Source organism: Acidovorax sp. LjRoot118, assembly GCF_964253575.1.
Lineage (GTDB): Bacteria > Pseudomonadota > Gammaproteobacteria > Burkholderiales > Burkholderiaceae_C > Acidovorax.
On sequence record NZ_CAXURB020000001.1, the window covers coordinates 251,177 to 263,032 of the forward strand.

11 protein-coding genes are annotated in these 11,856 nt (G+C 68.7%); all 11 read left to right on the top strand.

What is annotated here, in order from left to right; genetic code table 11:
* The first annotated feature begins 68 nt into the window (after positions 1-68).
* The 11 genes from ACSQ9E_RS01160 (at position 69) to ACSQ9E_RS01210 (ending at position 11,761) form a co-directional block, all read left to right on the top strand.
* Positions 69-887, top strand: a complete 819-nt coding sequence (locus ACSQ9E_RS01160) for an NAD-dependent epimerase/dehydratase family protein (protein ID WP_057201772.1) — start codon at positions 69-71, stop codon at positions 885-887.
* A gap of 11 nt (positions 888-898) precedes the next feature.
* A complete protein-coding gene (locus ACSQ9E_RS01165) occupies positions 899-1,780 on the top strand; it encodes an SMP-30/gluconolactonase/LRE family protein (protein WP_057202488.1) in 882 nt (293 codons plus the stop codon).
* A gap of 46 nt (positions 1,781-1,826) precedes the next feature.
* Positions 1,827-2,804, top strand: a complete 978-nt coding sequence (locus tag ACSQ9E_RS01170; protein ID WP_057201773.1) for a TRAP transporter substrate-binding protein — start codon at positions 1,827-1,829, stop codon at positions 2,802-2,804.
* Positions 2,805-2,886: 82 nt separating this feature from the next.
* A complete protein-coding gene (locus ACSQ9E_RS01175) occupies positions 2,887-3,375 on the top strand; it encodes a TRAP transporter small permease (protein ID WP_007853074.1) in 489 nt (162 codons plus the stop codon).
* A 70-nt stretch (positions 3,376-3,445) separates the two neighbouring features.
* On the top strand, positions 3,446-4,738 hold the full coding sequence (locus tag ACSQ9E_RS01180; RefSeq protein ID WP_436216628.1) for a TRAP transporter large permease: 1,293 nt from the start codon (positions 3,446-3,448) through the stop codon (positions 4,736-4,738).
* Between the two features lie 149 nt (positions 4,739-4,887).
* Positions 4,888-5,823: a DMT family transporter gene (locus ACSQ9E_RS01185; protein ID WP_057201775.1), complete on the top strand. Its 936-nt coding sequence runs from the start codon at positions 4,888-4,890 to the stop codon at positions 5,821-5,823.
* Between the two features lie 9 nt (positions 5,824-5,832).
* The gene (locus ACSQ9E_RS01190) at positions 5,833-6,948 is read left to right on the top strand and encodes an aldose epimerase family protein (protein WP_436216629.1); all 1,116 of its coding nucleotides are present in this window, start codon (positions 5,833-5,835) and stop codon (positions 6,946-6,948) included.
* Positions 6,949-7,061: 113 nt separating this feature from the next.
* Complete coding sequence (locus tag ACSQ9E_RS01195; RefSeq protein WP_436216630.1) at positions 7,062-8,594, top strand: DegQ family serine endoprotease; 1,533 nt, start codon at positions 7,062-7,064, stop codon at positions 8,592-8,594.
* Between the two features lie 70 nt (positions 8,595-8,664).
* Complete coding sequence (locus ACSQ9E_RS01200) at positions 8,665-9,324, top strand: response regulator transcription factor (protein ID WP_057201778.1); 660 nt, start codon at positions 8,665-8,667, stop codon at positions 9,322-9,324.
* Positions 9,321-10,703, top strand: a complete 1,383-nt coding sequence (locus ACSQ9E_RS01205) for an ATP-binding protein (RefSeq protein ID WP_436216631.1) — start codon at positions 9,321-9,323, stop codon at positions 10,701-10,703. Before ACSQ9E_RS01200 ends, ACSQ9E_RS01205 begins: the two co-directional genes overlap by 4 nt.
* Before the next feature lie 62 nt (positions 10,704-10,765).
* Positions 10,766-11,761: a 2-dehydropantoate 2-reductase gene (locus tag ACSQ9E_RS01210; RefSeq protein WP_436216632.1), complete on the top strand. Its 996-nt coding sequence runs from the start codon at positions 10,766-10,768 to the stop codon at positions 11,759-11,761.
* The last annotated feature ends 95 nt before the right edge of the window (positions 11,762-11,856 follow it).

Here is an 11,856-nt window from a genome sequence, read left to right on the forward strand (position 1 = left end):
CGTTGTACGACAACTGATGACGTGCAACAGAGCATACCGCCACTGTACCAAGAACCTCCTCGATTTCCATGCCTTGTCACCCGACACCGATCCGATTCAACCGCCTGCTGCTCACCGGTGCCGCCGGCGGTCTGGGCCGTGAGCTGCGCACCCGCCTGAAGGCCTATTGCACCAGCCTGCGCCTGTCCGACATCGCCGACCTGGGTGCCGAGGCCGCAGGCGAAGAAGTGCGCCCCGCCAGGCTGGAAGACGCCGCCGCCATCCATGAACTGCTGGCCGGTGTGGACGCCGTGGTGCACCTGGGTGGTGTGTCGACCGAGCAGCCTTGGGACGCCATCCTGCCAGCCAACATCGTCGGTGTGTACAACCTGTACGAGGCCGCCCGCAAGCAGGGCGTCAAGCGCGTGGTGTTTGCCAGCAGCAACCATGTCACCGGCTTCTACCGCCAGGACGAGGTCGTGGGCCTTCGGGACCCGGCCCGGCCCGACGGCCTGTACGGCCTGTCCAAGGCCTTCGGCGAAGACCTCTCGCGCTTTTACTTTGATCGCTACGGCATCGAGACCGTGTGCCTGCGCATCGGCTCCTCCTTCCCCGAGCCGCGCAACCGCCGCATGCTCGCCACCTGGATGAGCTACGACGACCTGGAGCGCCTGGTCATCGCCAGCCTCACCGCGCCCGTGGTGGGCCACAGCACCATCTACGGCATGGGCGACAACACCACCACCTGGTGGGACAACACGCTGGCGCGCCACATCGGCTACCGCCCGCAGGACAGCTCCGAGCCCTTCCGCGCCAAGGTGGAAGCCGCCGACCCCACGCCCGACATGAGCGACCCGGCCGTCATCTACCAGGGTGGCCCCTTCGTGCGCACCGGCCCGTTCGAGTGAGCACGACCGCCATGGAACTGCTGCTGCCCGACCACCGCGACCAGGTGGGCGAGAGCCCGCTGTGGTCTGCCACCGAACAGGCCCTGTATTGGGTGGACATCGAAGGCCGCGCGCTGCGCCGCCTGCGCTGGGCCGACCGCCAGTTGACCAGTTGGGCCGCGCCCGAGCGCCTGGCCTGCATCGCCCTGCATGCCGACGGCGGCCTCATCGCCGGCATGGACACGGGCCTCTTTCACCTGCGCCCGGCCGATGACGACACGCTGGCCTGCACCCTGGTGTCTACAGTGCAGCACCCGCAAGAGGGCATGCGTTTCAACGACGGCCGCTGCGACCGCCAGGGCCGCTTCTGGGCCGGCACCATGGTGCGCGACATGGCCCTGGCGCAGCCCGCCGGCGGCCTTTACCGCCAGGACGCGCGCGGCCTGTCGGTGCCCCAGGTCGAAGGCCTGGTCACGCAGAACGGCCTGGCCTTCAGCCCCGACGGCGCCACCATGTACCTGAGCGACAGCCACCCCAGCGTGCAGAAGATCTGGTCGCTGGACCTGCACGACGACGGCAGCCTGGGCCCGCGCCGCCTGTTCGCCGACATGCGCGAGCTGCCCGGCCGACCCGATGGCGCCGCCATCGACACCGACGGCTGCTACTGGATCTGCGGCAACGACGCCGGCATGGTGCACCGTTTCACACCCCAGGGTGTGCTCGACCGCTCGCTCAGCGTGCCGGTCAGCAAGCCCTCGATGTGCAGCTTCGGTGGGCCCGACCTCGACCTGCTGTTCATCACCTCCATCCGCCCCGGCCAGCCCCAGGGCAACGACGTTTTGCACGGCGGCGCGGTCTTCGTGACCCGCCCCGGCGCCCGCGGGCTCGCAGAAGCCCCGTACCGCACGGCCTGAAGACCGCAGCACCGCACACCCCTTTCAACCCTGGAGACAAACCACCATGAACGTTCCACACCTCATCGGCCGCGTGGCGCTGGCCGCCGGCATGCTGATCGGCAGCCTGGCCGCGCAGGCCACCGAATTTCGCTCGTCCGACATCCACCCTGAGGACTACCCCACCGTGCTGGCCGTGCGCCACATGGGTGAGACGCTGTCCAAGGCCACGGGCGGCAAGCACAGCATCAAGGTCTACGCCAAGGGCTCCCTGGGTATCGAGAAGGACACCATCGAGCAGACCAAGCTGGGTGCCATCGCCATGACGCGCGTGAACGTCGCGCCCATGAACAACATCTGCCCCGCCACCATGGTGCCCACCATGCCCTTCCTGTTCCGCGACAAGGAACACATGCGCAAGGTGCTGGATGGCACGATCGGCGACGAGATCCTGAAGGACTGCGAATCGCAGGGCTTCGTGGGCCTGGCCTTCTACGACAGCGGCGCGCGTTCGATCTACACCGTCAAGAAGCCGGTCAAGACCCTGGCCGACGTCAAGGGCCTGAAGGTGCGCGTGCAGCAGAGCGATCTGTGGGTGTCGCTGCTCGAAGCCATGGGCGCCAACGCCACCCCCATGCCTTTCGGCGAGGTCTACACCGCGCTCAAGACCGGCCTGGTGGACGCTGCCGAAAACAACTACCCCAGCTACGAGAGCTCGCGCCACTTCGAAGTGGCCAAGTATTTCAACAAGACCGAGCACTCCATGGCGCCCGAGATCCTGCTGTTCAGCAAGCGCGTGTGGGACACCCTGAGCGCCGATGAGCAAAAGGCCATCCGCGCCGCGGCCAAGGAGTCGGTGGGCTTCATGCGCAAGATCTGGGACGAGCGCGAAGAGAAATCCCTGGCCACCGTGAAGGCTGGCGGCGCGCAGATCGTGGAGATCGACAAGGCTGCATTCAAGACCGCCATGAAGCCGGTGTACGACAAGTTCCTGAAGGACCCCAAGCTGCAGGACATGGTCAAGCGCATCGACGCCGTGCAGTAAGAAAAAGCCAGAGTCTCCAGGGCCGGCGGCACAGAGAGCAGTCCGCCGCCTGCCCACTTCCAGTTGTTTTTGAATGTCCACTATGTACACGCGACTCTGCGCTTTCATTGCGCGCACCTGCCTTCAACTCGGGGTAGGGGGGCTCGTCCTGCTGGTTTGCGCGGTGCTCTACCAGGTCATCGGCCGCTATGTGTTCAACGACACACCCACCTGGGCCGAGAGCGGCGCGGTGCTGCTCGTGCTCTACGTGACCATGCTCGGCATGGCGGTGGGGGTGCGCGATGCAGGCCACATCGGCCTCGAATCCTTTCTGGTGCTGGCGCCCGACTGGCTGCGCACCAAGCTCGAACTGCTGATCCACGCGCTGGTACTGCTGTTCGGCGTGGTCATGGCCTGGAACTGCGGTGTGCTGGCCGAGTCGGTGGCGCCCTACAAGATCCCCACGCTCGGTATCTCCGAAGCCTTCAAGTACGTGCCGCCCGCCATGGCCGGCGTGCTGGTGGCCATGTTCTCGCTGGAGCACATCATCGCCATCCTGCGCGGCGTCGAGGTCGAACCCGCCTGGCACTAAGAGACTGGGAATCCTCGCCCATGCCCGCCTGTCCCCTGCACCCTAACGTCCTCATAAAGATTCCACCACCATGGCGTTGACCATCCTCTGCGTGACCTTCACGCTCCTGCTGCTGCTGGGCGTGCCCGTGGCCTTTTCGATCGGCCTGTCCTCGCTGGCCACCATCCTCTACGAAGGCCTGCCGCTGGCCGTGGGCTTCCAGCAGATGATTTCGGGTATGAACCCGTTCTCGTTCCTGGCGATTCCGTTCTTCATCTTTGCCGGCGAAATCATGATGTACGGCGGCATTGCCGACCGCATCGTCAACTTCGCCAAGAGCGTGGCGGGCCATGTGCGCGGCGGCCTGGGCATGAGCAACGTGCTCGCCTGCACGCTGTTCGGCGGCGTCTCGGGCTCGCCCGTGGCTGACGTGTCGGCCATGGGTGCCGTGCTCATCCCGCAGATGAAGAAAGAGGGCTACCACGCCGACTACGCGGTGAACGTGACCACCCACGCCTCGCTGGTGGGCGCGCTCATGCCCACCTCGCACAACCTCATCATCTTCACGCTGGCCGCTGGCGGCAAGGTGAGCATTGCCGCGCTGATCCTCGCTGGCATCGTGCCCGCGCTGCTGCTCACGGTCTGCAACCTGGCGGCCGCCTACCTCGTGGCCGTCAAGCGCGGCTACCCCGCCGGCACCTTCCCCGGCTGGGAGATCGTGTGGATCTCGTTCCGCGCCTCCGTACCCGGTCTGGCCGTTGTGGTCATCATCATCGCGGGCATTTTGTCGGGGGCCTTCACGGCCACCGAGTCGGCGTCCGTCGCGGTGCTGTGGGCGCTAGTACTCTCGGTCTTCGTCTACAAGAAGCTTACGCGCGAGCAGTTCCTCAAGGCAGCCTCCAAGGCCGTCAAGACCACGGGCACCGTGTTGCTGCTGATCGGCATCTCGTCGATGTTCGGCTACCTGATCGGCCTGTACGGCGTGGCCGAGCTCACCGGCGAGGCACTCAAGTCCATGAGCACCTCGCCCTGGGTCATCTTCCTGAGCGTGAACATCATTTTGTTCATTCTGGGCACCTTCCTGGACATGGCGGCCACCATCCTCATCTGCACGCCGATCTTTCTGCCCATCTGCCAGCAATTCGGCATGAGCACCGAGCAGTTCGGCATCGTGATCCTGATCAACTGCGCGCTGGGCCTGAACACGCCGCCCGTGGGCACCACGCAGTTCATCGGCTGCACCATCGGCGGCATCTCCGTGGGCGAGGTGATGAGAACCATCTGGCCGTTCTACAGCGCCCTGATCGTCGCGCTGATGCTGGTGACCTATGTGCCGCAGTTCTCCATGTGGCTGCCGGACCTGGTTCTCAAGGGTGGTGGGTGAAGCGCAGGGGGCCCGGCGGCGAGGCCGGGTCTCCTGCGTCTTTTTGTCCTCCACTGACCGATAGCATCCACGAGGCGCCTCCGGGCGCCTCTTGCCTTTTTGGGCGCCCCTGGGCGCCTCGTTTCCTTTTTTGACTGAGAGATTTCCGCATGGGGGCAGTTTCCCGATTTTCCGACCGCAGGGTCGTCGTGGCCGTGGCACTGCTGTGCTGCCTGCTCTGGGGCAGCTCCTACCCCGCCATCAAGACCGGCTACGCCTGGTTCGGCATCGCCAAGAGCGACGTGCCGACCCAGCTCGTCTTTGCCGGCTGGCGCTTCGTCGGCGCGGGCCTGGTACTGCTGGCCTGGGCCCTGGCCAGCGGCCGCAAGGTGGTGGCCCTGGGCCCCGGCTCGGCGCGCCAGCTGGTGGTGCTGGGCCTGGCGCAGACCGCGCTTCAGTATGTGTTCTTCTACGTGGGTGTGGCGCACACTACCGGCGTCAAGGCCTCCATCATGAACGCCACGGGCACCTTCTTCAGCGTGCTGCTGGCGCACTGGGTCTACCACAACGACCGCCTGAGCCACGCCAAGCTCTGGGGCTGCCTGGTGGGCTTTGCCGGCGTCATGGTGGTCAACCTGGGGCGCGGCACGCTCGACCTCGATTTCACCCTGCTCGGCGAAGGTTTCGTCGTGCTCGCCGCCCTGGTGCTGGCCGCTGCCAGCATCTACGGCAAGCAGCTCTCGCAGCGCATGGACTCGGTCGTCATGACCGGCTGGCAACTGGCCATCGGCGGCGTGGCCCTGCTGGCCATGGGCTGGGGCGCGGGCGGGTCGCTCACCGGCTTCACGCCCGCATCCACCACCTTGCTGGTCTACCTGGCTCTGCTGTCCTCGGCCGCCTTCTCGCTGTGGAGCCTGCTGCTCAAGCACAACCGCGTGAGCCAGGTCACGGTGTTCAACTTCACCGTGCCGGTGTTCGGCGCCGGGCTGTCGGCCCTCTTCCTGGGCGAGGCGCTGTGGGAGTGGAAGAACCTGCTGGCACTGGTGCTGGTGTGCGGGGGGATCTGGCTCGTCACGCGCGATGCGCCTCCTGCCGGGAACAAATAGACTCGTCATATGGCCCACCTCCTTCACCGCGACGCATTCCAGCAGACCCTGCACGGCCAGCGCACCGACCTGTTCACCCTGCGGGGCGAAGGCGGGCTGCAGGTCGCCATCAGCAACTACGGCGCGCGACTGGTGCAGATCGCCGTGCCCGACGGGCAGGGCGGGCTGGTGGATGTGGCGCTGGGCTATGACAGCCTGCAGGGCTATCTGAACGGGCAGCTCTCCATGGGCGCGCTCATCGGCCGCTGGGCCGGGCGCCTGCGCCAGGGGCAACTGGCGCTGCCCGGCGGCACCCTGACGCTGCAACTGCCCACCAACAGCGGCCCGCACCACCACCATGGCGGGCCGCGCGGCAGCCGCTTCCAGGTGTTTGCGGTGGACCAGGTGCAGGGCGACGCCATCACGCTGAGCCATGTGTTCCGCACCGAGGACGATGGCGTGCCCGGCACTGTGCGGCTCACGGTGCGCATTGCCGTCACGCCCGACAACGCGCTGCAGATGGCCTGGACCGCCGAGGCGGCTGACGCGCCCACCATCGTCAACATCACGGGCCATGCCTTCTTCAACCTGGCCGGTGCCGGCAGCACGCACCGCCACCAGTTGCAGGTGCCGGCCAGCCGCTATGTGCCGCTGGCGCTGGACCTGTGTCCACTGGGCCAGCTCGATGGCGTGCAGGGCACGGCGTTCGACTTTCGAGAGTTGCGCACGGTGGGCGAGGCCATTGCACAGCACGGCGACCAACTGGCCCTGGCTGGCGGGCTGGACCACTACCTGGTGCTCGACAGCGGCGTCTCGGCCCGCGCGCCGTTTGCCCTGCCGGCCGGCAGCCCCGGCCTGCGCCTGGCCGCGCGCCTGCGCGAGCCCGCGAGCGGGCGCAGCATGCAGGTGTGGAGCACGGCGCCCGGCGTGCAGGTCTACGCGGGCCATGGTCTCAAGGCCGACCCGGCGCGCGACCTGGGGCGGGGCGGCGGCAAGAATCCGAACGGCTGGCTCTGGCAGCCCGGCGACGGCATCTGCCTGGAGCCCATGGAGTACCCCGATGCGCCCAACCACCCGGCCTTTCCCATGCGCTGGCTGGCGCCGGGCGAGGTGGAGCATGGGGCCATCGTGTACCGGTTTCTTTGAGCCGTGGGGCGGCGAAGACCGTGCTGCCCGCCTAAGTTTCGCCTAAGTGTCGGTGCCGACACTGCCCTCCATCACAGCAACTCCTTGCTACTGAACGGAAAGGCAGATTCACCATGAACACCTCCAGCTTTGTCGCATCCACCCCCCGCCGCCTGATCGCCGCGCTGGTGGCCGCCGGGGCTCTGGGCGCCGCGAGCGTCGGGCTCATTAGCGGGCACCAGGCGCGGGCCTCGGCACCAGCGCCCGTACCCCTGGTGGCGCAGGCCGCCTTGCCCGCGGGCACGGCCTTGCCCAGCTTTGCGCAGATCACCGCGCAGAACGGGCCGGCCGTGGTCAACATCAGCGTGACGGGCAGCACCCGTGGTGCCCAGGCCGGTGGCGATGACGACGACGAGCGCCCCACGGCGCGCCAGCAGCGCCAGGCGCCCGGCATCGACCCCGACGACCCGTTCTACGAATTCTTCCGCCGCTTCGGCGTGCCTGGCGCGGGCGGCGGCGGCGCGCAGCCCAATGTGCCCACGCACGGCCAGGGCTCGGGCTTCATCGTCAGTGCCGACGGGCTGGTGCTGACCAATGCCCACGTGGTCAAGGGCGCGAGCGACGTCACCGTGAAGCTCACCGACCGGCGCGAGTTCCGCGCCAAGGTGCTGGGCTCGGACCCCAAGACCGACGTGGCCGTGCTCAAGATCGAGGCCAAGAACCTGCCCACGGTGCGCCTGGGCAGCACGCGTGACCTGCAGGTGGGCGAATGGGTGCTGGCCATCGGCTCGCCCTTCGGCTTCGAGAACAGCGTGACGGCCGGCGTGGTCAGCGCCAAGGGCCGCTCGCTGCCCGACGACAGCCTGGTGCCCTTCATCCAGACCGACGTGGCCGTGAACCCCGGAAACTCTGGCGGCCCGCTGTTCAACGGCCGTGGCGAGGTGGTGGGTATCAACTCGCAGATCTACAGCCGCTCGGGCGGTTACCAGGGCGTGTCGTTCGCCATCCCGATCGAGCTGGCCGACAAGATCAAGGAGCAGATCGTGGCCACCGGTAAGGTGCGCCATGCGCAGCTCGGTGTGGCGGTGCAGGAGGTGAACCAGGCGTTTGCCGAATCCTTCCAGCTCGACAAGCCCGAGGGCGCGCTGGTGGCCAGCGTCACCAAGGACAGCCCGGCCGACAAGGCCGGCCTGCAGGCGGGCGACGTGATCCGCCAGGTGGACGGCCAGCCCATCGTGGCGTCGGGCGACCTGCCGGCCTGGGTGGGCCAGGCACAGCCCGGGCAAAAGGCGCGTCTGTCGGTGTGGCGCCAGGGCAAGTCGGTGGAGCTGACCGCCACCCTGGGCGATGCCAGCGACAAGGGCAAGAATGCCCTGGCTAAGGCCGACGAGGCCGTGGGCAAGGGGCAGCTGGGCCTGTCGCTGCGCCCGCTGGATGCCGATGAACGCCGCGAGGTAGGCGTGAGCGCAGGGCTGGTGGTCGAGCAGGCACGCGGCCCGGCCGCCGCCGCAGGTGTGCAGGCGGGCGACGTGCTGCTGGCCATCAACGGCGCGCCGGCCAAGGACATCGAGCAGGTGCGCGCGGCCATGGCCAAGGCGGGCAAGTCGGTCGCCTTGCTGATTGAGCGCAACGGAGACAAGATCTTCGTCCCGGTGCGACTGGGTTGATCGTTCCGCCATGAAAGGGGCTGCTTCGGCAGCCCCTTGTCATTCATTCATTCGCTATGCTTGCCCCACCATGCGCCTGCTCCTCGTAGAAGACGACCCCATGATCGGCGAAGCCGTGCAGGACCTGCTGCGCGCCGAGCACTACGCCGTGGACTGGGTGCGCGATGGCGATGCTGCCGACACGGCCCTGCGCGCCAACGCCTATGACCTGGTGATGCTGGACCTGGGCCTGCCCAAGCGCGACGGCATCGCCGTGCTGCGCGACCTGCGCACGCGCAAGGACCGCACGCCCGTGCTGGTGGCCACCGCGCGCGACGCCGTGGCCCAGCGCATCGAGGGGCTCGACGCCGGGGCCGACGACTATGTGCTCAAGCCCTATGACCTGGACGAGCTGCTGGCCCGCATCCGCGCGCTGCTGCGCCGCGCCTCGGGCCGGGCCGAGCCGGTGTACGAGCACAAGGGCGTGAGCATCAACCCCAGCACGCGCGAGGCCAGCGTCAATGGCGTGCCCGTCGTGCTCTCGGGCCGCGAATGGGCCGTGCTGGAGCCCCTGCTCGCGCGCCCCGGCCTGGTGCTGTCGCGCCAGCAGCTCGAAGACAAGCTCTACGGCTGGGGCGACGAGGTCAGCAGCAACGCGGTGGAGGTGTATATCCACGGCCTGCGCAAGAAGCTCGGGCCCGACATCCTGCTCAATGTGCGCGGTGTCGGTTACCTGGTACCGAAGGCATGACGACGCAACCCAGGTCCTGGCCCACGGCACTGCAGTCCCTGCTGCCGCGCTCGCTGCGCGCGCAGTTGCTCATCTTCCTGCTCGCCGCCATTTTGCTCGCGGGCGCCGTGCAGGGCGTGCTGGCCTACCGCAGCGCGCTGGATGAGGCCGACTCGCTGTTCGACTACCACATGCAGCAGACCGCGCTGGCCCTGCGCTCGGGCCTGCCGCCCGACGCGCGCGAGCTGGGCCAGGGTCTCTCGGGCGAGGACGAGAACCACGAGTTCATCGTGCAGGTGTGGACCAACGAGGGCCTGCGCATCTTCGAATCGGCCGTGGGCGCCGCGCTGCCGCAGATCGCGGTGCTGGGCTTTGCCAACGTGCAGGCGCGCGGCGGCACCTACCGCGTGTTCTCGCTGCAGACGCGCTCGCAGGTCATCCAGGTGGCGCAGAACATGGCAGTGCGCAGCGGCATGGCGCGCACCCTGGCGCTGCGCACTCTGGCGCCGCTGGCGGTGATGGCGCCCCTGTTGGTACTGGCCGTGTGGTGGGGCGTGAGCCGCTCGCTGGCACCGGTGGAGCGCGTGCGCCGCCAGCTCGCGCGCCGCCAGGCCGACGACCTCTCGCCCGTGAGCGATGCTGCGCTGCCCGACGAGGTGCAGCCCCTGGTGACCGAGCTCAACCTGTTGTTCGAGCGGGTGCAGGGCGCCTTTGCCGCGCAGCAGCACTTCGTGGCCGATGCCGCGCACGAACTGCGCTCGCCCCTGGCCGCGCTGCGCCTGCAGCTGCAGGGCCTGCAGCGCGCCAGCGACGATGGTGCCCGCGCCGTCGCGGTGGAGCGCCTGTCCGCCGGCATCGACCGCGCCACGCGCCTGGTCGAGCAACTGCTCACCCTGGCCCGGCAAGAGGCCAGCGCCGCCGGCTCCACCCCCACCGAGGCCGTGGACCTGCGCGCCGTGGCCCAGCTCGCCCTGGCCGACGTGGCCCCCGCCGCGCAGGCGCGCGGCATGGACATGGGCCTGCTCGAATCCGACCCCGCCCCCGTGCCCGGCCGCCCCGAGGCCCTGCGCATGCTGGTGCGCAACCTGCTCGACAACGCCGTGAAGTACACGCCCCCAGGCGGCCAGGTGGACCTGCAGCTGCACCGTAAGGCCGGCAACGCCGTGGAGCTGGTGGTCGAAGACAGCGGCCCTGGCATCGCCCCCGAGCACCGCGAGCGCGTGATGCAGCGCTTCGTGCGCGAAGCCGCCGACAGCGCCCCCGGCAGCGGCCTGGGTCTGGCCATCGTGCAGGCTATTGCCCAGGCGCATGGCGCCAGCGTGGGGCTCGATGCATCGCCTCGGCTGGGCGGGCTGCGGGTGACGGTGCGGTTTGCTGGGGTGGTCACAAGCGTCGCATAGGCAGCAACGGCGGCGGCATCCTGGCCGCACAATGCGCCTCAACATCAAGGGGGCTGCATCGTATGAACTTCATCGTGTTGGGCGCAGGCGCCATCGGCTGCTACGTGGGTGGGCGCCTGGCCGCGCAGGGGCAAAGCGTATGCCTGGTCGGCCGCCCCCACGCCATGGAGCCCCTGGCGCGCGCAGGACTCACCGTCACCGACCTCGACGGCTACCGCGCCCATGTGCCCGCCGCGCAGCTGCGCCTGGCTGGCACGCTGGCAGAGGCTGCGCCGGGTCCAGATACGGTGGTGCTGCTCTGCGTGAAAAGCGGTGCCACCGAAAGCGCCGCGCGCGAGCTGGCTGCTGCGTGCGCGCCCGGCACGCCCGTCATCTCGCTGCAGAACGGCGTCGACAACGTGGCCCGCATAGCAGCCCAAGCCCCGGCGCTCCAGGCCCTGGCCGGCATGGTGCCCTACAACGTGGTGCTGCGCGGCGCCCAGGTGCACCGCGCCACGGCCGGAGCCATCCAGCTGCAGCGCGATGCCGCCACCGAGCCCGTGGCGGCAGTCTTCAGCGCCGCCGGCCTGGCCACTGTTCTGCCTGACGACATTCGCGCCGTGCAGTGGGGCAAGCTGCTGCTCAACCTCAACAACCCGGTCAACGCCCTGTCCAACCTGCCCCTGCGCGACGAGCTGCTCGACCGCGACTGCCGCCAAGTCTTCGCCGCCCTGCAGACCGAGGCCCTGGGCGTGATGGAACGCGCCGGCATTACCCCCGCCCAGGTCACCGCCGTCTCGCCCCGCATGCTGCCCAAGGTCATGCGCCTGCCCAACTGGCTGTTCACCCGCCTGGCCAGGCGCATGCTGCAGATCGACGCCACGGCCCGCTCCTCCATGTGGGACGACCTCGAAGCCGGCCGCGTGACCGAGATCGACGCCATCTGCGGCGCCGTGGTGCGGCTGGCGGCGCAGCATGGGGCACAGGCGCCGCTCAGTGCGCGCATGTGCGAGCTGTTGTCGGGGCCGAGGCTGCGGTTGACGGGAGTGGAGATGAAGCGGGCGCTGCGGCTGGGGTGAGCCCTCCCGGCAGGCGATGGGCCCGCCTGCCGCGCTGCGCTCCAGTCAGAGCGTTGTGCTGAAATGCATGCTGCCAGCACACCCCATTCCTGACC